At 67.8% G+C, this 20,509-nt stretch carries 22 protein-coding genes; 15 read left to right on the top strand and 7 right to left on the bottom strand.

From position 1 onward, the window contains the following. Positions 1-46: 46 nt before the first annotated feature. On the bottom strand, positions 47-1,651 hold the full coding sequence (murJ, locus tag C1925_RS06500) for a murein biosynthesis integral membrane protein MurJ (protein ID WP_108768180.1): 1,605 nt from the start codon (positions 1,649-1,651) through the stop codon (positions 47-49). Positions 1,652-1,768: 117 nt separating this feature from the next. On the opposite strand from murJ, the gene rpsT reads away from it, so the two are divergent. Then, positions 1,769-2,038: a 30S ribosomal protein S20 gene (gene rpsT, locus C1925_RS06495; protein ID WP_005408560.1), complete on the top strand. Its 270-nt coding sequence runs from the start codon at positions 1,769-1,771 to the stop codon at positions 2,036-2,038. A gap of 315 nt (positions 2,039-2,353) precedes the next feature. Here rpsT and cgtA read toward each other — a convergent pair whose 3' ends face one another. The 3 genes from cgtA to rplU all read right to left on the bottom strand — a co-directional run bounded on the left by cgtA (position 2,354) and on the right by rplU (position 4,173). Then, positions 2,354-3,406 carry an Obg family GTPase CgtA gene (gene cgtA / locus C1925_RS06490; protein ID WP_108768179.1) on the bottom strand — a complete coding sequence of 351 codons (1,053 nt, stop codon included), beginning with the start codon at positions 3,404-3,406 and terminating at the stop codon, positions 2,354-2,356. A 174-nt stretch (positions 3,407-3,580) separates the two neighbouring features. Continuing rightward, positions 3,581-3,844 (bottom strand): 50S ribosomal protein L27, encoded by a 264-nt coding sequence (gene rpmA / locus C1925_RS06485; RefSeq protein WP_004148333.1) that lies wholly within the window; start codon positions 3,842-3,844, stop codon positions 3,581-3,583. A gap of 11 nt (positions 3,845-3,855) precedes the next feature. Next, a complete protein-coding gene (rplU, locus tag C1925_RS06480; protein ID WP_004148331.1) occupies positions 3,856-4,173 on the bottom strand; it encodes a 50S ribosomal protein L21 in 318 nt (105 codons plus the stop codon). A gap of 356 nt (positions 4,174-4,529) precedes the next feature. On the opposite strand from rplU, the gene uvrA reads away from it, so the two are divergent. From uvrA to C1925_RS06465, 3 genes are all read left to right on the top strand, one after another. Next, positions 4,530-7,523 (top strand): excinuclease ABC subunit UvrA, encoded by a 2,994-nt coding sequence (gene uvrA / locus C1925_RS06475; RefSeq protein WP_108768178.1) that lies wholly within the window; start codon positions 4,530-4,532, stop codon positions 7,521-7,523. Continuing rightward, positions 7,523-7,930 carry a thioesterase family protein gene (locus C1925_RS06470; protein WP_108768177.1) on the top strand — a complete coding sequence of 136 codons (408 nt, stop codon included), beginning with the start codon at positions 7,523-7,525 and terminating at the stop codon, positions 7,928-7,930. Before uvrA ends, C1925_RS06470 begins: the two co-directional genes overlap by 1 nt. Positions 7,931-8,054: 124 nt before the next feature. Next, positions 8,055-8,804 (top strand): enolase, encoded by a 750-nt coding sequence (locus C1925_RS06465; RefSeq protein ID WP_108768176.1) that lies wholly within the window; start codon positions 8,055-8,057, stop codon positions 8,802-8,804. 92 nt (positions 8,805-8,896) lie between these two features. On the opposite strand, the gene C1925_RS06460 is transcribed toward C1925_RS06465, so the two are convergent. Beyond that, positions 8,897-9,343, bottom strand: coding sequence for a copper chaperone PCu(A)C (locus C1925_RS06460; protein ID WP_108768175.1), 447 nt, complete (start codon positions 9,341-9,343; stop codon positions 8,897-8,899). A 34-nt stretch (positions 9,344-9,377) separates the two neighbouring features. On the opposite strand from C1925_RS06460, the gene C1925_RS06455 reads away from it, so the two are divergent. From C1925_RS06455 to C1925_RS06440, 4 genes are all read left to right on the top strand, one after another. Next, positions 9,378-10,154, top strand: a complete 777-nt coding sequence (locus C1925_RS06455) for an enoyl-CoA hydratase/isomerase family protein (protein ID WP_108768174.1) — start codon at positions 9,378-9,380, stop codon at positions 10,152-10,154. Between the two features lie 108 nt (positions 10,155-10,262). Further along, entirely contained in the window at positions 10,263-11,162 is a 900-nt protein-coding gene (gene tesB / locus C1925_RS06450) for an acyl-CoA thioesterase II (RefSeq protein ID WP_108768173.1), read from the top strand. A gap of 3 nt (positions 11,163-11,165) precedes the next feature. Next, a complete protein-coding gene (locus C1925_RS06445) occupies positions 11,166-11,675 on the top strand; it encodes a pathogenicity-like protein (RefSeq protein ID WP_108768172.1) in 510 nt (169 codons plus the stop codon). A 147-nt stretch (positions 11,676-11,822) separates the two neighbouring features. After that, the gene (locus C1925_RS06440; protein ID WP_108768171.1) at positions 11,823-13,040 is read left to right on the top strand and encodes a sigma-70 family RNA polymerase sigma factor; all 1,218 of its coding nucleotides are present in this window, start codon (positions 11,823-11,825) and stop codon (positions 13,038-13,040) included. A 60-nt stretch (positions 13,041-13,100) separates the two neighbouring features. On the opposite strand, the gene C1925_RS06435 is transcribed toward C1925_RS06440, so the two are convergent. Then, positions 13,101-13,670 (bottom strand): EF-hand domain-containing protein, encoded by a 570-nt coding sequence (locus C1925_RS06435; RefSeq protein WP_108768170.1) that lies wholly within the window; start codon positions 13,668-13,670, stop codon positions 13,101-13,103. A 163-nt stretch (positions 13,671-13,833) separates the two neighbouring features. Between C1925_RS06435 and C1925_RS06430 the strand changes: the two genes are divergently transcribed. Beyond that, on the top strand, positions 13,834-14,589 hold the full coding sequence (locus C1925_RS06430) for an arginyltransferase (protein ID WP_108768169.1): 756 nt from the start codon (positions 13,834-13,836) through the stop codon (positions 14,587-14,589). Between the two features lie 38 nt (positions 14,590-14,627). Then, positions 14,628-15,842, top strand: coding sequence for an endonuclease/exonuclease/phosphatase family protein (locus tag C1925_RS06425; RefSeq protein WP_108768168.1), 1,215 nt, complete (start codon positions 14,628-14,630; stop codon positions 15,840-15,842). A 179-nt stretch (positions 15,843-16,021) separates the two neighbouring features. Here C1925_RS06425 and purT read toward each other — a convergent pair whose 3' ends face one another. After that, positions 16,022-17,209 (bottom strand): formate-dependent phosphoribosylglycinamide formyltransferase, encoded by a 1,188-nt coding sequence (gene purT, locus C1925_RS06420; protein WP_108768167.1) that lies wholly within the window; start codon positions 17,207-17,209, stop codon positions 16,022-16,024. Between the two features lie 132 nt (positions 17,210-17,341). On the opposite strand from purT, the gene C1925_RS06415 reads away from it, so the two are divergent. Genes C1925_RS06415 through C1925_RS06395 form a run of 5 tightly spaced genes read left to right on the top strand, consistent with a single transcriptional unit; the run spans position 17,342 to position 20,503 of the window. Continuing rightward, entirely contained in the window at positions 17,342-18,223 is an 882-nt protein-coding gene (locus tag C1925_RS06415) for an SPFH domain-containing protein (protein WP_108768166.1), read from the top strand. Positions 18,224-18,265: 42 nt separating this feature from the next. Further along, positions 18,266-18,445: an Arc family DNA binding domain-containing protein gene (locus tag C1925_RS06410; protein ID WP_079221055.1), complete on the top strand. Its 180-nt coding sequence runs from the start codon at positions 18,266-18,268 to the stop codon at positions 18,443-18,445. Continuing rightward, the gene (locus tag C1925_RS06405) at positions 18,442-18,621 is read left to right on the top strand and encodes a DUF4177 domain-containing protein (protein ID WP_108768165.1); all 180 of its coding nucleotides are present in this window, start codon (positions 18,442-18,444) and stop codon (positions 18,619-18,621) included. Before C1925_RS06410 ends, C1925_RS06405 begins: the two co-directional genes overlap by 4 nt. A 2-nt stretch (positions 18,622-18,623) precedes the next feature. Next, the gene (locus C1925_RS06400; RefSeq protein WP_108768164.1) at positions 18,624-19,913 is read left to right on the top strand and encodes an alpha/beta fold hydrolase; all 1,290 of its coding nucleotides are present in this window, start codon (positions 18,624-18,626) and stop codon (positions 19,911-19,913) included. Next, complete coding sequence (locus C1925_RS06395) at positions 19,910-20,503, top strand: hypothetical protein (protein ID WP_108768163.1); 594 nt, start codon at positions 19,910-19,912, stop codon at positions 20,501-20,503. Before C1925_RS06400 ends, C1925_RS06395 begins: the two co-directional genes overlap by 4 nt. The last annotated feature ends 6 nt before the right edge of the window (positions 20,504-20,509 follow it).

Raw genomic sequence — 20,509 nt, 5'->3', positions numbered from 1 at the left:
CCGCTTCAATGGTGTAACCCTGAAGTATAGCCGCCGTGGGCCCCGATCAATGCCCGCGCAGGTCGCGGGGGCGGAAGCCCATCGCCAGCATGGCCACGCCGTAGGTCGCGCCACCGCCGCCGACCAGCAGCGCCAGGGCGCCGATCCGCTCCCACACGCCCATGGCCGAGAAGGCAGGCAGCCAGTGCAGCAGGGCCATCAGCACGCCGACCATGGCCACGCAGGCCACCAGCAGGCGGATCAGGTAGCCGCCCCAGCCCGGCCGGCGCTGGTAGACATCGGTCTTGCCCAGCCAGTACCAGAGCAGGCCCAGGTTCAGGTAGCTGGACAGCGCGCTGGCGATACCCAGGGCCAGGTGCAGGCCCGGCTGCTTGCCGATGGCGGTCATCACGCCCTGCGCCTTCAGCTCGTCGGGCACCATCACCTGGTACAGCACGGCCAGCAGGGCGAAGTTGAACACCATGTTGGCCACCAGCGCGGCGACGCCGGCACGCACCGGGGTCCGGGTGTCCTGGCGGGCGTAGAAGGCCGGCAGCACGACTTTCAGCAGGGCGAACGCCGGCAGGCCGAAGCTCAGGCCGTACACCGACAGCGCGGTCATGCGGGTGTCGAAGGCGCTGAACTGGCCGTGCTGGAAGATGGTGGCGATCAGCGGCTCGGCCAGGAACAGCAGGCCCAGCATGGCCGGCACCGAGATCAGCAGGGTCATCCGCAGGCCCCAGTCCAGCGAGCGCGAGAAGCCCTCGCGGTCGGTGCTGACGTGGTGGCGGGCCAGCGCCGGCAGGATCACCGTGCCCAGGGCCACGCCGAACACGCCCAGCGGCAGCTCAAGGAAACGATCGGCCAGCGACAGCCAGGACTGCGAGCCGTCGGTCAGCTTGGCGGCGATGACGGTATCCAGCAGCAGGTTGATCTGCGCCACCGACGAGCCGAACAAGGTCGGCACCATCAGGGTCATCACCTTGCGCACGCCCGGGTGGGTCCAGCCCCAGCGCGGCAGGGTCAGCAGGTTGATGCCCTTCAGCGAGGGCAGCTGGAACAGCAGCTGCAGGATGCCGGCGGCAAGCACCGCCCAGCCCAGCGCCAGGATCTGCTTTTCCGGTGTGCCGCCCAGCCGCGGCGCCAGCCACAGCGCGCCGGCGATCATGCACAGGTTGAGGATGACCGGGGTCAGCGCCGGCATGGCGAACTTCTGGAAGCTGTTGAGCGCGCCGCCGGCCAGGGCGGTGAGCGAGACGAACAGCAGGAACGGGAAGGTCAGGCGGAACAGGTCCACCAGCAGGCCCTGCTTGACCGGATCGGTATCAACACCGCTTGAGAACACCGAGGCCAGCTGCGGTGCGAAAATCAGCGCCAGGGCGGTCACCAGCATCAGGATGCCGCCGAGGGTGCCGGCCGTGCGCGCCATCAGTTCGCGCAGCTCCGCATGCCTGCGGGTCTCTTTCACTTCCGTGAACACCGGCACGAAAGCGGTCGCGAATGAGCCTTCGGCGAACAAACGGCGCAGGAAATTGGGTACCCTGAAGGCGACCCAGAAAGCATCAGTGATGGCGTTGGTGCCGAACGTGGTGGTCACCACGAAGTCCCGGACAAGTCCGAGAACGCGCGAGACCATGGTCATGCTGCTGAACGACAGCAGGCCCCGCAACAACTTGGGTGAACTCACTCAGCGTCCCTCTTGACAATCGACTTGACGTGCATTTCTTACGCCATCATACTAGCTAGCTTGCTGTTCCCATAACACCGATTTTTTCAGGAAACCACCACCGTGGCCAATATCAAGTCCGCCAAGAAGCGCGCCAAGCAGACCGTCGTGCGCAACGCGCGCAACGTGGCTCAGCGCTCGATGCTGCGCACCGCTGTCAAGAAAGTGATCAAGGCGCTGGACGCCAACGATGCCGCCGGCGCCGAAGCCGCCTTCGCCGTTGCCCAGCCGATCCTGGATCGCTTCAGCGCGCGTGGCCTGATCCACAAGAACAAGGCTGCTCGTCATAAGAGCCGCCTGAACGACCGCATCAAGGCCCTCAAGGCCGCCTGATCCGGCGTTGCCGCCCTGCCCTTCGGGGCTGGGTAGCAGACAAAAGCCCGGCCTCGGCCGGGTTTTTTGTTGCCCGTGATTCGGCCGGGGCGAACCGGCTGGGTCGAACCGGCTGGGTAGAGTCGACTGCTAGTCGACTAACGCGCGCAGCGCGGGCTTTACAGATGCCGCGAACAGCAGTCGACTAACAGTCGACTCTACCCAGCCAGAGCCCGTTGACCCAGCTGGAACCCGTTGACCCAACCTCCCCGGCGCACAGGCCAACAAAAAACCCGGCCGTAGCCGGGTTTTTCGCGTAGAACCCCCACAGCGCCGTTACGCGTTGCGGGCGGCTTCCAGTTCGTCTTCCTTCTGGCGATCGAAGAACGCCATGACCCGGCTCATGATCGGGAAGGTACCTTCGCGGCCCAGCGCCGAGACCAGGAACCACGGCTCCTTCCAGCCCAGCTCGGCGACGATCTGTTCGGCCGCGGCCTTGGCCTCGTCCTCGAACATCAGGTCGGCCTTGTTCAGCACCAGCCAGCGCGGCTTCTGCAGCAGCTCCGGATCGTGCTTTTCCAGCTCGCGCTCGATGGCACGCACCTGCTCGACCGGGGAAATGCCTTCCACGCCGCCTTCCATGGGGGAGATATCCACCAGGTGCAGCAGCAAACGGGTGCGCTGCAGGTGGCGCAGGAACTGCGCGCCCAGGCCGGCACCGTCGGCCGCGCCTTCGATCAGGCCCGGAATGTCGGCGATGACGAAGCTGCGGTAGTTCTCCACCTTCACCACACCCAGGTTCGGGTACAGCGTGGTGAACGGGTAATCAGCCACCTTCGGCGTCGCTGCCGAGACGGCGCGGATCAGGGTGCTCTTGCCGGCGTTGGGGAAGCCCAGCAGGCCGACGTCGGCCAGCAGCTTCAGCTCCAGCTTCAGCGTGCGCTCTTCGCCCGGCTCGCCCGGCAGCGCCTGGCGCGGCGAGCGGTTGGTCGAGCTCTTGAAGTGCATGTTGCCGAGGCCGCCACGGCCACCCTGCGCCACCAGCAGGCGGTCGCCGTGCTGGGTCAGGTCGCCGATGATTTCGTCGGTGGCCACGTTGATGATCACGGTGCCGACCGGCACGGTGATGGTCAGGTCTTCGCCGCCCTTGCCATAGGCCTGGCGGCCCATGCCGTTCTCGCCGCGCTGCGCCTTGAAGATGCGGTCATGGCGGAAGTCGACCAGGGTGTTCAGGTTTTCGTCGGCGCGGATGTACACGCTGCCGCCCGCACCGCCGTCGCCGCCGTCCGGGCCGCCGAGCGGAATGAACTTCTCGCGACGGAAGCCAATGCAGCCGTTGCCGCCGTTGCCGGCGAACACTTCGATTTCTGCTTCGTCTACCAGTTTCATTGTTTCGATGCCTGCGATGGGCGCGGCCTGCGTGCCGCCGCCTTGCTTGAATGTCGGGCCGTGCCCGTTGTACCACTGATTCCAACGAAAAGCCCCGCCGAAGCGGGGCTCTTCATGCAGCGTGCGGTTCGACCAGCAGGGCCATGCCGGGGCATGGCCGCCAGTCCAGCCTTATCAGGCTTCGACCGACACGACGCTGACGGTGCGACGCTTCTTGGCGCCCTTCACCGAGAACTCCACCTTGCCGTCCACGAGGGCGAACAGGGTGTGGTCGCGGCCGAGGCCGACGCCCGAACCCGGGTGGAACTGGGTGCCGCGCTGACGCACGATGATGTTGCCGGCTTCAATGGCCTGGCCACCGAAGATCTTGACGCCCAGGTACTTCGGGTTGGAGTCGCGACCGTTGCGCGAAGAGCCTACGCCTTTTTTATGTGCCATGACCTATCTCCTTACTTGCTGCCACCGGCAATGCCGGTGATCTCGATTTCGGTGTAGTACTGACGGTGACCCTGACGCTTCATGTGGTGCTTGCGGCGACGGAACTTGATGATCCGGACCTTGTCAGCACGACCCTGGGACAGGACGGTGGCGGTGACCGCTGCGCCGCTCAGGGCGTCGCCGATCTTGATGCCATCGCTGTCGCCGAGCAGCAGGATGTTGTCGAACTTGATCTCGCTGCCGACTTCGACTTCGAGCTTTTCAATGCGGAGCTTTTCGCCCTGCGCCACGCGGTATTGCTTACCGCCGGTGACCAGTACTGCGTACATGACCAGACTTCCTCTGTAGTTATTGTGGTCTATGGACTGTCGCCATCGAGGGCGGACAGGAGCGGGATTGTACGCAGATCAATGGGCGCCGGTCAAGTCAACCCCTGGGCGGGGTCGGACGGGGTCTGCCCCCCGGCCCCAGTAGAGCCGAGCCATGCTCGGCTGAACGGTTCGGGGTCGAGGCAGCCGAGCATGGCTCGGCTCTACACAAAGCTGTCGCCTTGTCTCACAAGGTGAGACACCGGGCTGGCATTGTCGCCCATTGCCCCCATCTGGTCACCTCGGTAGGCTGACCGATTGCCCGTCCCCCCGCTGGCCCGGCACCCAGCCAACGCCCCCCCATAACCGGATCCCCCATGGCGATGGATTTCATCCGCATCCGCGGCGCGCGGACGCACAACCTCAAGAACATCGACCTCGACCTGCCCCGCGACAAGCTGATCGTGATCACCGGCCTGTCCGGCTCGGGCAAGTCCTCGCTGGCGTTCGACACCATCTATGCAGAAGGCCAGCGCCGCTACGTCGAGTCGCTGTCGGCCTATGCACGGCAGTTCCTGAGCGTGATGGAAAAGCCGGACCTGGACCACATCGAGGGCCTGTCCCCGGCCATCTCGATCGAGCAGAAGTCGACCTCGCACAACCCGCGTTCGACCGTCGGCACCATCACCGAGATCTACGACTACCTGCGCCTGCTGTACGCCCGCGTCGGCACCCCGCGCTGCCCGGACCACGGCTACCCGCTGGAAGCGCAGACGGTCAGTCAGATGGTCGACCAGGTGCTGACCCTGGACCCGGAACAGCGCTACATGCTGCTGGCCCCGGTCATCCGCGACCGCAAGGGCGAGCACGCGCAGGTCTTCGACCAGCTGCGTGCGCAGGGCTTCGTGCGCGTGCGTGTGGACGGCGAGCTGTATGAGATCGACGCGGTGCCGCCGCTGGCCCTGCGCCAGAAGCACACCATCGAAGCGGTGATCGACCGTTTCCGCCCGCGCGAGGACATCAAGCAGCGCCTGGCCGAGAGCTTCGAGACCGCGCTGAAGCTGGGCGACGGCATGGCCTCGGTGCAGAGCCTGGACAACGCCCAGACCGCCCCGACCCTGTTCTCCTCCAAGTACTCCTGCCCGGTGTGCGATTACTCGCTGCCCGAGCTGGAGCCGCGCCTGTTCTCCTTCAACGCGCCGATGGGCGCCTGCCCCGGCTGCGATGGCCTGGGCATGGCCGAGTTCTTCGACCCGGCACGCGTGGTGGTGCACCCGGAACTGTCGCTGGCTGCCGGTGCGGTGCGCGGCTGGGACCGTCGCAATGCCTACTACTTCCAGCTGATCGCCTCGCTGGCCAAGCACTACAAGTTCGACACCGATGCAGCATGGAACTCGCTGCCGGCCAAGGTGCAGCAGGCCGTGCTGTATGGCAGCGGCGATGAGGCAATCACCTTCACCTACTTCACCGAGGCCGGTGGCCGCACCCAGCGCAAGCACCGCTTCGAAGGCATCATTCCCAACCTGGAACGCCGCTACAAGGAAACCGAATCGGCGGCGGTGCAGGAAGAACTGGGCAAGTACATCAGCGAACACGCCTGCCCCGAGTGCAACGGCGCGCGCCTGAACCGGGCCGCGCGCAACGTGTTCGTGGCCGACCGCCCGCTGCCGGACCTGGTGGTGCTGCCGATCGACGAGGCACTGAAGTTCTTCAGCGAGCTGAGCCTGCCGGGCTGGCGCGGTGAGATCGCCGCGAAGATCGTCAAGGAGATCGGCGAACGCCTGGGCTTCCTGGTCGACGTCGGCCTGGATTACCTGACCCTTGAGCGCAAGGCCGACACCCTGTCCGGTGGCGAAGCACAGCGCATCCGCCTGGCCAGCCAGATCGGTGCCGGCCTGGTCGGCGTGATGTACGTGCTCGACGAGCCGTCCATCGGCCTGCACCAGCGCGACAACGAACGCCTGCTGGGCACCCTCACCCGCCTGCGCGACCTCGGCAACACGGTCATCGTGGTCGAGCATGACGAGGATGCGATCCGCCTGGCCGACTACGTGCTGGACATCGGCCCGGGCGCGGGCGTGCATGGCGGCGAGATCGTCGGCCAGGGCACCCTGCAGGACATCCTGGATGCACCGCGTTCGCTGACCGGCCAGTACCTGTCGGGCAAGCGCGCGATCGAGATCCCGGCGCGCCGGCACAAGCCGAACCCGAAGATGACCCTGCACCTGCGCGGTGCCAGCGGAAACAACCTGAAGGGTGTGGACCTGGCGATTCCGTCGGGCCTGCTGACGTGCGTGACCGGCGTGTCCGGCTCGGGCAAGTCGACCCTGATCAACGACACCCTGTTCTCGCTGGCCGCCAACGAGATCAACGGTTCCTCACACCCGATCGCCCCGTACAAGGAGATCGATGGCCTGGACCTGTTCGACAAGGTGGTGGACATCGACCAGTCGCCGATCGGCCGCACCCCGCGTTCGAACCCGGCCACCTACACCGGCCTGTTCACCCCGCTGCGCGAGCTGTTCGCACAGGTGCCCGAAGCGCGTGCGCGCGGCTATTCGCCGGGCCGCTTCAGCTTCAACGTGCGCGGCGGCCGCTGCGAGGCCTGCCAGGGCGATGGCCTGATCAAGGTGGAGATGCACTTCCTGCCGGACGTGTACGTACCCTGCGATGTCTGCCACGGCAAGCGCTACAACCGCGAGACGCTGGAGATCCTCTACAAGGGCTACAACATCAACGACGTGCTGGAAATGACCGTCGAAGATGCGCTGAGGCTGTTCGAGCCGGTGCCGTCGATCGCCCGCAAGCTGGAAACGCTGGTGGACGTGGGCCTGAGCTACATCAAGCTGGGCCAGAGCGCGACCACGCTGTCCGGTGGTGAAGCGCAGCGCGTGAAGCTGTCCAAGGAACTGTCGCGCCGCGATACCGGCCGCACCCTGTACATCCTCGACGAGCCGACCACCGGCCTGCACTTCCACGACATCGAAGCGCTGCTGGGCGTGCTGCACAAGCTGCGCGACGAAGGCAACACGGTGGTGGTGATCGAGCACAACCTGGACGTCATCAAGACCGCCGACTGGATCGTCGACCTCGGCCCGGAAGGCGGCCACCGCGGTGGCACCATCCTGGTGACCGGCACGCCGGAAGACGTGGCAGCCTGCCCGCAGTCGTACACGGGCCAGTTCCTGGCCCGCATGCTGCCCTCGACCAGCGCGCGCCCGGAGCAGCCGGCCGCCGTGGCCAACAAGCCCGACGCCCGCCCGCCGCGCAAGGTGAAGCCTGAAAAGCCAGCCAAGGTGGCGAAGAAGGCCGTGGCCGCCAAGAGCAGCGGCAAGGCCAGCAAGAGCACGACGAAGAAGAAGGACGCCTGATGAGCAGCGAACACAAGATCCTGGCCCGCATCCCGATCAGCGTGCGCTGGCGTGACATGGACAGCATGGGCCACGTCAACAACGCCAAGTACATTTCCTACCTGGAAGAAGCGCGCGTGCGCTGGATGCTGGGCGTGGAAGGCGTGTCGATGACCGACCGCATCGCACCGGTGGTGGCCGCGACCAACGTCAACTACCGCCTGCCGATCGTGTGGCCCAACGACATCCTGGTCGAGCTGTTCGTCGAGCGCCTCGGCAACAGCAGCGTGACCATCGGCCACCGCATCGTCGACCAGCAGGACGACACCAGGCTGTATTCGGACGGCAACGTGGTGGTGGTGTGGATGGATACGCAGACCGGCAAGAGCGCGCCGCTGCCGGACGCGATCCGCAACGCTTCCACCTGAAGGTAGTGCCGGCCGCTGGCCGGCATTCCCGATGCGGCGACTCGTAGAGTCGAGCTTGCTCGACTACTGTTTGCCGGATCAGTCGAGCAAGCTCGACTCTACCCGCCCTGTTCAAAGGACTGAGATGATCCACCCCACCGAACTGCGCGACCTGCTGCCCGGCATGGTGCCCTTCCCCGCCGATGTCTTCCCCGCCGACCAGGCGTGGCTCGGCCAGCATCTGCTGCCGCTGCTGAAGATCGACCTGGGCATGCTGCGGCCTGAGCTGGCGGGCCAGGTGGCGACGATGCTGTGCCCGATCGAGCCGTATGAAGGCTGCATCGGTGACGACACCACCGCGCACCACAACGCGTTCACCGGCATCAACTGGATCGCCTTCGAGCTGACCGCAGACAACCGCATGCGCTTCCTCGGCACGCAGGAATATTTCCTGGGTGAAGCCGTGGACGGCGACGAGGCCCGCGCCCATATCGTGGAAATGCGCGAGAGCCATGCCAAAGCGCGTGCGTATTTCCAGCAGCACGGGCGCCTGGCCAGCTGCTCGCGCTACGGTGACGGCGAGCTGGACGAACAGGCATGGCTGCAGCAGCTGGGCGGCCCGATCTGGTTCGGCAACTGGTCCGACTATGCCCCGCTGCCTGCGGCGTTCCAGCTGCAGGATCTGGCCGGCTACCGGCAGCGCGGCAGCCTGCGTTTCCGCAATGACAGCAGCCAGCTGGCCGACGATGGCCTGCGACTGACCCGCGACGGCCAGGCCTTCTTCCATGTGGCCAGCGTGCCGGCCAGCAACTGGGTCGCGGCCGGCGCCGATGCCATCGTGATGTTCTACGAACCGCACAGCCGCACGGTCCTGTTTACGTTCGACTGGTCGTAAAACCCCGCCGGGCATGGCCCGGCGCTACCGGTGATGATCCGGCCGTCATGTCGGGGTAGCGCCGGGCCATGCCCGGCGGAACGGGCGACGCGTTACGGCGCGGCCTTGCGCACCGTCAGCGTCACGCTGGCTTCGCCACCGCCCTCCAGCTGCAGCTGCAGCGGCACGACCTGCCCTTCCTTCAGTGCGCCCTTGCCCTCCATCAGCATCAGGTGCAGGCCGCCCGGCTTGAGCTCGGCGCGCGCGCCCCGTGCCAGCGGCAGGCGCTCGACCGCACGCATGCGGCTGACCCCATCGACGATCGTGGTTTCGTGCAGCGATACGTCGCCGAAGCTGGCGCTGCGTGCGCCGCTGATGGCCACCGCCTTGGCGCAGCCGTTGTGGATCACCCCGTAGCCAGCGGTCATCGGCATGGCCGGGTTTGGCGGCAGGCGCGCCCAGCCCTGCTGCACGGTGACGCAGGCCGGCACGGCGGTGGCCGCCGATGCTGCGCCCGCACACAGCAGCAACAATACGCCAACGAATGGTTTGGTTATCATCGCCTCAGATTCCTGTCCGCAACGAGACCGCAGCATGACGACGCTCATCGAGGTGATCAACCATGGCCCCATCCGCGAACTGCGCCTGGCGCGGCCACCGGTCAACGCACTGGACACCGAACTGTGCCGGCAGCTGATCCACGCCATCGAGCTGGCCATGGCCGAGGACGCGCACGGCATCGTGCTGTCGGGCAGCGAGCGGGTCTTCACCGGTGGCATGGACGTGCCGCACCTGCTCTCCCACGGCGATGACAAGCACAAGCTGCTGGACAGCTGGAACGCCTTCTTCGGCGCGGTGCGCAGCGTGGCCGAGAGCCGCATCCCGGTGGTGGCGGCCATCACCGGCCATGCGCCGGCCGGCGGCTGCGTGCTGGCGCTGTGCTGCGATTACCGGGTGATGGCGCGCAGTGCCGACCCGGCCCGCCCCTATGCCATCGGCCTGAACGAGGTGCAGGTGGGCCTGGTGGCGCCCGAAGGCATCCAGCGCCTGCTGCGCCGCGCGGTGGGCGTGCACGGTTCCGGCATCCTGCTCACCACGGGCGCGCTGGTGCCGGCCGAACAGGCGCTGCAGATCGGCCTGGTCGATGAACTCGCCGACGGCGACCTGGTGGTGGCCCGCGCCATTGCCTGGCTGCAGAACCTGCTGAAGCAGCCGCGGCAGCCGATGCTGCTGACCCGCGCGGTGGCCCGTGCCGACCTGCAGGAGGCGCTGCACCCGGACCTGATCCAGCTGGACCGGTTCGTCGAGGCCTGGTTCGCGCCGGATGCGCAGAATGCCCTGCAGGCGCTGGTGGCAAGGCTGGGCAAGTAACCGCCGCGCCTCTCCGGGGTCAGAGCCCTTTCGCAAAGCGAAAGGGATCCGACCCCTGACCGGTATAATCGAGCCTTCTTCACTGCTGTGGCCGCCCCCTTGAACGACATGCCCGAACCCGTCGTCTCCGAGCTGATCGACCTGCTCACCCTGGAGCGGCTGGAGGACAACCTGTTCCGCGGGCAGAGCCGCGACATCGGCACCAAGTACGTGTTCGGTGGCCAGGTGCTGGGCCAGGCGCTGGCCGCTGCACAGGCCACGGTCGACAACGGCCGCCACGTGCACTCGCTGCACGCGTATTTCCTGCGCGCCGGCAACATCGACCACCCCATCGTCTATGACGTGGACCGCACCCGCGATGGCGGCAGCTTCTCCGTGCGCCGGGTCACCGCGATCCAGCACGGCAAGGTGATCTTCTTCTGCGCGGCCTCGTTCCAGCAGGCCGAGACCGGTGCCCAGCACCAGCACAAGATGCCCGAGGTGCCGCAGCCGGAGGACATCGAACCGAACCGCCCGCTGCCGGCCGAGGTGCTGGAGCGGCTGCCGATCAAGGTGCAGCGCTGGCTCTCGCGCGGGGGCCCGTTCGAGTTCCGCCACGTCTACCCGCGCGACGAACTGAACCCGCCCAAGCGCCCGCCCTACCACCAGGTGTGGCTGCGCCTGAGCGAACCCGTCGGCGACGCGCCCGAGCTGCACCAGGCGCTGCTGGCCTATGCCTCCGATTTCCACCTGCTGGGCACGGCCACGTTCCCGCATGGCATCAGCTACTACCACCCGCACGTGCAGATGGCTTCGCTGGACCACGCGATCTGGTTCCACCGCCCGTTCCGTGCCGACGACTGGCTGCTGTATTCGCTGGACAGCCCCAGCGCGCAGGATTCGCGCGGCCTGGCCCGCGGCCAGTTCTTCACCCGTGATGGCGTGCTGGTGGCCAGCACTGCCCAGGAAGGCCTGATCCGCGTAGTGCCGGACCAGGATGCCGCGGCCGCCGTGCCGGCCAAGGAGTAAGCAATGCGCCAGATTTTCAGCAGCCAGCGCGTGGAAACCGTCGAGGGCGTGGCCGAGCTGCTGCGCAGCCACGACATCGAAGTGAAGGTGACCAACGGCCGCTCGTACAAGACCCGTCGCCGTGGCCAGTTCAGCTATACCGACCTGGGCAACAGCCAGGGCTACCCGGCGGTGTGGATCGTGCGTGCCGACGACCAGCCGCGTGCACGCGAGATCCTGCGTGACGCACGCCTGCTCGACACCACCCGCCGCGACCACCCGACCGCCGAATTCGCGTTCCGCGATACCGCCGAGACCACCGGCAGTGGCCGCGGCTGGGCCTGGCGCATCCGCATCGCCCTGCTGGTGGTGATCGCCGGCGTGGCGCTGGTGATCGGCCTGCGCCACCGCGGCGCCCCGGCTCCCGCCGCACCGGCCCCGGCCCCGCAGGCACAGCCGCAGCAGGCGCAACCGGCCCCGCAGGCGCCGCCGGAAGAGGAAGAAATCCGGGTCCGCATCCAGCCGTCGACGTAATGCGCGGGTAGCGCCGGGCCATGCCCGGCGAGCGCAGCGGCCTGACAGAAAAGCCGCCGGGCATGGCCCGGCGCTACCAGGGCGCGAACCGGTCACATCGGGCGCGCAGCTTCGTCTTGGGACACAATCCCAGCAGGAGCTGCCGCCATGACGACTTTCGCTGCAACGATCGACGAGACGCTGGAACGCGAGCTGCCGGCGGCCAGCACTGGCTGCCAGCACGCCTATGGGCGCATCGTGCTGGCCTGCCAGAACACGGTCACCGCCATCGCCCTGGCGATCACCCGCGACCGCCAGGCCAGCGAGGACATCGCCCAGGAGGCCTTCGTCAAAGGCTGGCAGCAGCTGCACCAGCTGCGCAGCTCCACCAGCTTCCTGCCGTGGCTGCGGCAGATCACCCGCAACCTGGCCCGCGACTGGCTGCGCGCGCAGCGCGGCCGCCCGCTGACCGGCGATGCCGCCGAGGTCGCGCTGGGCATGGCCGCCGACCCGACGCCGGGCGCGGCCGACCGCCTGCAGCGGCTGGAAGAAGAAGTGGCCGCCGAGGACATCATCTCCGCCCTGCCCAGCGACAGCCGCGAAGTGCTGCTGCTCTACTACCGCGAGGGCCAGCGCTCACAGCAGGTGGCCGACCTGCTCGGCCTCAGCGATGCAGCCGTGCGCAAGCGCCTGTCGCGTGCCCGCGCGCAGGTGCGCGACAGCCTGCTGCAGCGCTTCGGCGACTTCGCCCGCAGCAGTGCGCCCAGTGCCGCGTTCGCGACAACAGTGGTGTCGATGGTGCTGATCGCTGCACCGGGCACGGCCAGCGCAGCGATCCTGCTGGGCACCGGGGTGGGCGTGGGCGGCAGCAAGCTGGGCCTGGGTGGGGTCAGCGCCGCGGGCGGTGCCGCGATGGGTTCGTTGACCGCCGCTGCCAGCCAACTGCATCTGATTCCCGCCAGCAACTGGGCCGCCATTGCCGGTGGCGTGATCGGCGGCGTCGCCGGCAGCTATCTCGGCGGCCGCTTCCTGCTGCGCTTTGCAGACACGCCGCAGGAGCAGGCCAAGGTGCGGCGGTTCGTGCACCTCAACACGTTCACTGCGATGGTCGTTTGTACCAGCCTGCTGGTCTCGCTGATGCTGGCGGTGCCGCTGTGGCTGCAGCTTGCCCTCCTGGTCATCGGCCTGGGCGTAGTGAACTACCAGTGTCTGGTGCCACTGCAGCGGATCATGAAACCGTTGATCGCGCGCGACGCCGCGCGCAAGGGTCGATCGGCGATCAACTGGCAGTACGAGCTGGCCTACGGGCGGAGCGGCGTGCTGGTGATGAACCTGATCGTGGTCGGCCTGCTGCTGTATTCACTGGTGCGCAGCGGGCGGCTTTAAAGCCCGGAGCGGACAACGCCGGCACAAGGCCGGCGTTGTCGTTGCTTACCGTAGCAGGATTCAGCGCGGCGGCTTCGGTGCGTTGCCATCACGCGGGCCACCGTGGCGCGGGCCACCGTGCATCGGGCCCTTGGCGGCATCGAACTCGGCCTTGCTCAGCTGGCCGTCCTTGTTGGTGTCGGCGGCAGCGAACCAGGCATCACGGTGCTGCTTCATGCGCAGCTCGCGGTCGGCCTTGTCCAGGTAGCCATCCTTGTTGACGTCCATCTGGTCGAAGCGCGCAGCCAGGCGCGGGTCGGCCTTGGCTTCCTCACGGCTGATGCGGCCGTCCTTGTTCACGTCCAGCTTGGCCATCCAGGCGCCCGGGCCACCACGACGGCCATGCTTCCAGCGCGGCAGCTCGTCACGCGACAGCTTGCCGTCCTTGTTCTTGTCCAGCTCGTCGAATTTCCCGGCCAGGCGCGGGTTGGCGGCGGCTTCACTGCGGTCGATGACGCCATCGCCATTGGTGTCCAGCCTGGCATGACGCTGCGCCGGGGCGTTCGGGTTGGCGGGGGTATCGGCGGCCAGGGCGATGCCGGTGGCGGAGGTGCCCAGCAGCAGGGCCAGCAGCAGGGGGGTACGGATCATGGAGTCACTCCTGGTATGGGGATTGCGTCATTGCGTCGAGGTGATCACTTCACCCTCGGGAGACAACAACGCCCGACCACGACATCGGTTGACGCAGCGGCCGGTTCCGTTCATCCGGCGGACAGTCGCGGCCATTGCGACACGCTGGGGCTATGCTGTGCCCATGGCGATCCACGGCGACAGAGACGACGAACTGAGACTGTTCCAGACCGGCGAGCACCCCTGCGGGTACTGGTCGGACCGGGTTGCGCGCGATCTGGTGCTGGACCCGCAGGACCGCCGCCTGGGTGGGCTGTACCCGCTGGCCCTGAGCTGGGGCTTCCGCCGCAGTGGCGACCTGGTCTACCGCCCGCACTGCGCGCAGTGCCATGCCTGCGTGGCCGTGCGCATCCCGGTGGCGCGCTTTGCCGCCGACCGCAGCCAGCGCCGCTGCGCCGCGCGCAATGCCGACCTGGAGGTGCGCATCACCGCCGCCATGCCGCGCCAGGACCTGTTCGACCTGTACCACCGCTACCTGACCCATCGCCACGCCAACGGCGGCATGGATGACCACGGCCCGCACGAGTTCGAGCAGTTCCTGATCGGCAGCTGGTCGCATACCCGCTTCCTGGAAATGCGCCTGCCCGGCCATGACGGCCAGCCCAGCCAGCTGCTGGGGGTGGCGGTGACCGACGTGACCGAACACGGCCTGTCGGCGGTCTACACCTTCTTCGACCCGGACCATGCCGCGCGCGGGCTGGGCACCTTCGCCATCCTGCAGCAGATCGAGTGGGCCCGGCGCGAGGGCCTGCCGCACCTGTACCTGGGCTACTGGATCCGCGACCACCAGAAGATGGACTACAAGCGCCGCTACCGCCCGCTGGAGGCCTACGACGGCCGCCGCTGGCATGATTTCGACAGCGATCTGGACGGACGCTGACAAACCGCTGACACCGGGCCGGGTGCACAATACGGCCCATGAACATCACCCGCCGCCATCCCCTGATCCTCGCCCTGGCCCTGCTCTGCGGCGCCAGCGCCCCCGCCTTCGCCAAGTCCCCTGCGATGACCGAAAAGCCGTCCTCGACGCTGCGCCTGGCCACCTACAACACCTCGCTGTATTCGGATGATGCCGGCGGCCTGATCAAGGAACTGGAAGGCAACAGCGAGCACGCGCGCAAGATCGCCGCGGTGCTGCAGCAGGTGCGCCCGGACCTGGTGCTGCTGAACGAATTCGACTTCGACGACGCCCACCGCGCCGCCGACCTGTTCCAGAAGCGCTACCTGGAAGTGGCCCAGCCCGGCGGCGGCAAGCCGCTGCACTTCGCCTACCGCTACCTGGCCCCGGTCAACACCGGCGTGCCCAGCGGCCTGGACCTGGACGGCAACGGCACGGTCGGCGGCGAAGGCCGCAGCCGCGGCAACGACGCCTGGGGCTACGGCCTGCACCCGGGCCAGTACGGCATGCTGGTGCTGTCGCGCTACCCGATCGACGAAGCCAAGGTGCGCAGCTTCCAGCTGCTGAAGTGGAGCACGATGCCCGGCGCGATCCGTCCGGTCGACCCGCGCACCGGCAAGAGCTTCTACAACGACCAGGTGTGGTCGCAGCTGCGCCTGTCCTCGAAGTCGCATTGGGACGTGCCGGTGAAGACCCCGGGCGGCGTGGTCCACGCGCTGGTCTCGCACCCGACGCCGCCGGTGTTCGATGGCCCGGAAAAGCGCAATGCCGCGCGCAACCACGACGAACTGCGCCTGTGGCAGGAATACCTGTCGGCTGGCGACAAGCCGTGGCTGTGCGATGACAAGGGCCACTGCGGCGGCCTGGCCCAGGATGCGCGCTTTGTGATCTTCGGCGATCTGAACAACGATCCGGTGGACGGCGACGGTCGCCACGACGCCATCGTCAACCTGATCGAGAACCCGCGCGTGCTGCGCTACCCCACCCCGCGCAGCGTCGGTGGCGAGCAGACCAGCCTGGCCTATGCGGCCAAGGGCATCGTGCGCAAGGGCGCGCCGTTCCACGCCACCGGCGATTTCGGCCCGAAGTCCGGCACCATGCGCCTGGATTACGTGCTGCCCTCGACCGGCTTCGAGTACGTCGGCAGCGGCATCTTCTGGCCGGCCAATGAAAGCCCGGAAGCGAAGATCGCCGACGGCAGCGACCACCACCTGGTGTGGGTGGACGTCAAATAACCGGTAGCGCCGGGCCATGCCCGGCGGCTTTCAAGCATGAAAAGCGTACCGACCAACGGTCGGTACCCACCGGGATAGAGAGTACCGACCAACGGTCGGTACCCACCGGGATAGAGAGTACCGACCAACGGTCGGTACCCACCGGAATGCGGCGCCGGGCATGGCCGGGCGCTACCGTTTTACGGGCGCAGCTCGACGCCGATGGCTTCGGCGGCATCACGCGCGATGGCGCGCGCTTCGTCGATGGTCTCGGCGCGCGCCAGGGTCACGCCCACGCGGCGGTGGCCATGCACGCTCGGCTTGCCGAACAGGCGCACGGCGGTGTCCGGCACCTGCAGCGCGGCGGCCACGTTGTTGAAGTACGGCACGCCTTCGCCATGCGCCAGCAGCGCGCACGAGGCCGACGGGCCGCTCTGGCGGATCACCGGAATCGGCAGGCCCAGGATCGCGCGTGCGTGCAGGGCGAATTCGCTCAGCTCCTGCGAGACCAGGGTCACCAGGCCGGTGTCGTGCGGGCGCGGCGAGACTTCGCTGAACCACACCTCGTCGCCCTTCACGAACAGCTCCACGCCGAACAGGCCCCAGCCACCGAGGTCGTCGGTGATCGCGCGCGAGATCTCCTCCGCACGCGCCAGCGCGGCGCTGGACATCGGCTGCGGCTGCCAGCTTTCACGGTAGTCACCGTCCTTCTGCAGGTGGCCGATCGGCGCGCAGAACGAGGTGCCGCCGGCATGGCGCACGGTCAGCAGGGTGATCTCGTAATCGAAATCGATGAAGCCCTCGACGATGCAGCGGCCGGCACCGGCACGGCCGCCGGTCTGCGCGTAGTCCCACGCCGGGGCGATATCCGCCTCGCTGCGCAGGGTGCTCTGGCCCTTGCCCGAGGACGACATCACCGGCTTGACCACGCACGGCAGGCCGATGGCGGCCACGGCGGCGCGGTACTCGGCTTCGGTATCGACGAAGCGGTACGGCGAGGTCGGCAGGCCCAGGGTCTCGGCGGCCAGGCGGCGGATGCCTTCGCGGTCCATGGTCAGGCGTGCGGCACGTGCGGTCGGGATCACCCGCAGGCCCTGCTCCTGTTCCAGCTGGACCAGAGTCTCGGTGTGGATGGCCTCGATTTCCGGCACCACCAGGTGCGGCTTCTCCTGCGCGATCAGCGCGCGCAGCGCCATCGCATCGAGCATGTCGATCACGTGCGAGCGGTGCGCGACCTGCATCGCCGGGGCATCGGCATAGCGGTCGGCGGCAATGACCTCAACGCCCAGGCGCTGCAGTTCGATGGCCACTTCCTTGCCAAGTTCGCCCGAGCCCAGCAGCAGTACGCGGGTGGCGGAGGGGGACAACGGGGTTCCAAGCTTGGCCATGGCGGGGGTCCGGCAGCAATGTGAAGGCGGGTAAGCATTCTAGCCGGTCTGCCCCCGGCCAGCCGACGAACGGTACTTGCGGGTTGATATCAATTTGATATCTTTTTTCCGAACCCTCAAGGACGTACTGCCATGAAAGAGAAGTCGCTCTCCTCCCTCAACGGCCTGGGCACGCTGGCGGGTGCCCTGCTGGTCGCACTGGCCGGCGGCGGGCTGTTCGTGCTCGGCGTCGCGGCCAAGGCGACTGCCGGCTCGCCGAACCTGCTGATGCTGTTCGGCGGGATCGTGATCGCGGCGCTGGCCATCTTCGCGCTGGCCGGCCTGTACACCGTGCAGCCCAACCAGGCGGCGGTGCTGAGCCTGTTCGGCAAGTACGTGGGCACCGTCAAGGACAACGGCCTGCGCTGGAACAACCCCTTCTACAGCAAGCGCCGGGTCAGCCAGCGCGTGCGCAACTTCGAAAGCGGCAAACTGAAGGTCAACGAGCTGGACGGCAGCCCGATCGAGATCGCTGCGGTGATCGTCTGGCAGGTGATCGATGCCTCCGAGGCGGTCTACAACGTGGACGACTACGAGAGCTTCGTGCACATCCAGTCCGAATCGGCGCTGCGCGCGATGGCCACCAGCTACCCGTACGACCAGCATGAAGAGGGCCAGCTGGCCCTGCGCAGCCACGCCAGCGAGATCTCCCAGCACCTGAAGAACGAGCTGGCCGAGCGCCTGGCCGATGCCGGCGTGCAGGTGATCGACGCGCGCATCAGCCACCTCGCCTACGCCGCCGAGATCGCCCAGGCGATGCTGCAGCGCCAGCAGGCCAACGCGGTGATCGCTGCGCGTACCCGCATCGTCGCCGGTGCCGTGGGCATGGTTGAAATGGCCCTGGCCGAACTGCAGAAGAACGGCGTGGTGCAGCTGGATGAAGAGCGCAAGGCGCACATGGTCAGCAACCTGCTGACCGTGCTGTGCTCGGACCGTGGCACCCAGCCGATCGTCAACGCTGGTTCGCTGTACTGAACCCTCGCAACGGGGCGCCCCACCGCCCCGCCAGGAGCTTGCATGAGTGAGAAGAAAGCCTACCCGCTGCGTATCAACGCCGATGTCCTGGCCGCCGCGCAGCGCTGGGCTGACGACGAGTTGCGCAGCCTCAACGCGCAGATCGAATACGTGCTGCGCGACGCCCTGCGCAAGGCAGGACGCCTGCCGAAACCCAAGCCATCGTCGGAGGACAAGGAATGAGCAAGCGTTGGAGCTACCTGACCGTTGAAGTCAAAACGTCGCTGATGGGCCTGCAGAAGCCGGAGGACATCCAGGCCGAACTGAGCCGCCAGGGACAGCTCGGCTGGGAACTGGTCAACATCATCATCCCGGCGCCGATGCGCCCGGCCATGCTGGTCTTCAAGAAGGAGCAGTAACCATGCGCCTGCGCCCCTCCCTGTTTGCCGTCGCACTGGCCGCCTTCAGCGGCGGTGCCCTCGCCGCCGAGCCGCAGCAGGTGGCCTCGCAGCTGCTGGACCACCTGCAGGCCGGGCGCATGGCCGAGGCCGAAGCGATGTTCACCCCGCAGATGGCCAGCGCCGTGCCGGCCGACAAGCTGCAGGCGCTGTGGCAATCGCTGGGTGAGCTGAAGCAGCGCGGCGCCGCCCACAGCAGCGAACAGCAGGGCGTGCACGTGGTGGAGGTACCGCTGCAGTTCGCCAGCGGCGCGGTGGTCGCACAGGTGGCGGTGGACGCGCAGGACAAGGTGGCCGGCCTGATGCTGCGCCCTGCCCCGGCGGCCAAGGCAGCACCGCCGCCGGCCGACGCGAATTACGCCGAGACGGAGTTCAGCGTGCCGCAGGCGCGCGGCGCATTGCCAGGCACGCTGGCCCTGCCGAAGGGCAAGGGACCGTTCCCGGCGGTGCTGCTGGTGCATGGCTCGGGCCCGCAGGACCGTGACGAAACGATCGGCGCCAGCCGCCCGTTCCTCGACATCGCCCGCGGCCTGGCCGCACAGGGCATCGCGGTGCTGCGTTATGACAAGCGCACCCTCGCCCGTCCGCAGGATTTCCAGGGCGGCAGCTTCACCGTCGATGACGAAACCACCGATGACGCGGTGGCCGCACTGACCGCGCTCGCCGCCGATCCGCGCATCGATGGCCGCCGCGTGTTCGTGCTCGGCCACAGCCAGGGCGGCATGCTGGCCCCGCGCATCGCCAGCCGCTGGCCGCAGGCGCGCGGCGCGATCCTGTGGGCGGCACCGGCACGCACGCTGCTGGACCTGCTGCCCGAGCAGAACCGCTACCTGCTCAGCCTTGACGGCAACATCAGCGCGCCGGAACAGGCCTTCCTGGACAGACTGGACACCCAGATCGCCGCCGCCCGCGGCAGCGCACCGGTCGCCGCCAGCGAACTGCCGCTGGGCGTGCCGCAGACGTTCTGGAAGAGCATCGAGGCGGTCAACGCACGGGCCGATGCCAAGGCGCTGCGCACGCCGCTGCTGATGCTGCACGGTGGCCGCGATTTCCAGGTGCCCGACGCCGATTGGCAGCTGTGGAAGCAGGCGCTGCAGGGCCGCAAGGATGTGCAGTGGCAGGCCTACCCGGCCCTCAACCATATCGGCGTGGCCGGCAGCGGCCCGAGCTCGCTGAAGGAGTACGCCCAGCCCGGGCACGTCGACCCGGCGCTGATCGCCGATGTGGCGCACTGGGTGGAGGCGCAGCGATGAGCGGCAGCGATCCGCGCACGTTCGACATTGCAGAGAGTTCGCCGCTGCGCGTGCTGTGGATCCTCGGTCCGCTGCTGGTGGTCTTTGCCCTCTGTGTCTGGGCCGAACTGAAGGACGCACCCGCCGATGCGCCGTGGATGGAAATCACCCTGTCGCCGCCGTTCTTCCGGATGTGGGGCAGCGCGGCCTGGAGCCTGGCGACGCTGGTGCTGATCGGTGCGGGCCTGGGCGTCGCGTTCTTCCGCCGCCGGGTCAGCCTGGCGGGGGATGTGCTGGACGTGCGCTCGACCCTGTACCGTCGCCGCACGCCGGTGGTGCAGATGCAGCTGGACCAGGCCGAGGTGGTCGACCTTGGCCGCGACCGCCGCTATGGCCTGCGCATGAAGACCAACGGCTACTCGATGCCGGGCTTCTATTCCGGGCACTTCCGCCTGCAGGGCGGCAGCAAGGGCTTTGCCCTGGTTACTGATCGCCAGCACACGCTGGTGATTCCGGTGCGCGGCGGCAGCACCCTGCTGCTCAGCCTGGACCGGCCGCAGGCCCTGCTGGACGCGCTGCGCAAGGTGGCTGCCACCACGCCACCGCAGTAAGCTGCG

It is taken from the genome of Stenotrophomonas sp. SAU14A_NAIMI4_5, from assembly GCF_003086795.1.
GTDB lineage: Bacteria > Pseudomonadota > Gammaproteobacteria > Xanthomonadales > Xanthomonadaceae > Stenotrophomonas.
Note: the sequence above shows the minus strand (reverse complement) of the source record. Positions and strands in the feature narration are given on the sequence as shown.

What these genes read in the sequence shown, in the direction of transcription:
- cgtA (WP_108768179.1), bottom strand. Translation starts at nt 3,406, where the DNA reads ATGAAACTGGTAGACGAAGCAGAAATCGAAGTGTTCGCCGGCAACGGC.
- rpmA (WP_004148333.1), bottom strand. Translation starts at nt 3,844, where the DNA reads ATGGCACATAAAAAAGGCGTAGGCTCTTCGCGCAACGGTCGCGACTCC.
- rplU (WP_004148331.1), bottom strand. Translation starts at nt 4,173, where the DNA reads ATGTACGCAGTACTGGTCACCGGCGGTAAGCAATACCGCGTGGCGCAG.
- uvrA (WP_108768178.1), top strand. Translation starts at nt 4,530, where the DNA reads ATGGCGATGGATTTCATCCGCATCCGCGGCGCGCGGACGCACAACCTC.
- C1925_RS06470 (WP_108768177.1), top strand. Translation starts at nt 7,523, where the DNA reads ATGAGCAGCGAACACAAGATCCTGGCCCGCATCCCGATCAGCGTGCGC.
- C1925_RS06465 (WP_108768176.1), top strand. Translation starts at nt 8,055, where the DNA reads ATGATCCACCCCACCGAACTGCGCGACCTGCTGCCCGGCATGGTGCCC.
- C1925_RS06460 (WP_108768175.1), bottom strand. Translation starts at nt 9,343, where the DNA reads ATGATAACCAAACCATTCGTTGGCGTATTGTTGCTGCTGTGTGCGGGC.
- C1925_RS06455 (WP_108768174.1), top strand. Translation starts at nt 9,378, where the DNA reads ATGACGACGCTCATCGAGGTGATCAACCATGGCCCCATCCGCGAACTG.
- tesB (WP_108768173.1), top strand. Translation starts at nt 10,263, where the DNA reads ATGCCCGAACCCGTCGTCTCCGAGCTGATCGACCTGCTCACCCTGGAG.
- C1925_RS06445 (WP_108768172.1), top strand. Translation starts at nt 11,166, where the DNA reads ATGCGCCAGATTTTCAGCAGCCAGCGCGTGGAAACCGTCGAGGGCGTG.
- C1925_RS06440 (WP_108768171.1), top strand. Translation starts at nt 11,823, where the DNA reads ATGACGACTTTCGCTGCAACGATCGACGAGACGCTGGAACGCGAGCTG.
- C1925_RS06435 (WP_108768170.1), bottom strand. Translation starts at nt 13,670, where the DNA reads ATGATCCGTACCCCCCTGCTGCTGGCCCTGCTGCTGGGCACCTCCGCC.
- C1925_RS06430 (WP_108768169.1), top strand. Translation starts at nt 13,834, where the DNA reads ATGGCGATCCACGGCGACAGAGACGACGAACTGAGACTGTTCCAGACC.
- C1925_RS06425 (WP_108768168.1), top strand. Translation starts at nt 14,628, where the DNA reads ATGAACATCACCCGCCGCCATCCCCTGATCCTCGCCCTGGCCCTGCTC.
- purT (WP_108768167.1), bottom strand. Translation starts at nt 17,209, where the DNA reads ATGGCCAAGCTTGGAACCCCGTTGTCCCCCTCCGCCACCCGCGTACTG.
- C1925_RS06415 (WP_108768166.1), top strand. Translation starts at nt 17,342, where the DNA reads ATGAAAGAGAAGTCGCTCTCCTCCCTCAACGGCCTGGGCACGCTGGCG.
- C1925_RS06410 (WP_079221055.1), top strand. Translation starts at nt 18,266, where the DNA reads ATGAGTGAGAAGAAAGCCTACCCGCTGCGTATCAACGCCGATGTCCTG.
- C1925_RS06405 (WP_108768165.1), top strand. Translation starts at nt 18,442, where the DNA reads ATGAGCAAGCGTTGGAGCTACCTGACCGTTGAAGTCAAAACGTCGCTG.
- C1925_RS06400 (WP_108768164.1), top strand. Translation starts at nt 18,624, where the DNA reads ATGCGCCTGCGCCCCTCCCTGTTTGCCGTCGCACTGGCCGCCTTCAGC.
- C1925_RS06395 (WP_108768163.1), top strand. Translation starts at nt 19,910, where the DNA reads ATGAGCGGCAGCGATCCGCGCACGTTCGACATTGCAGAGAGTTCGCCG.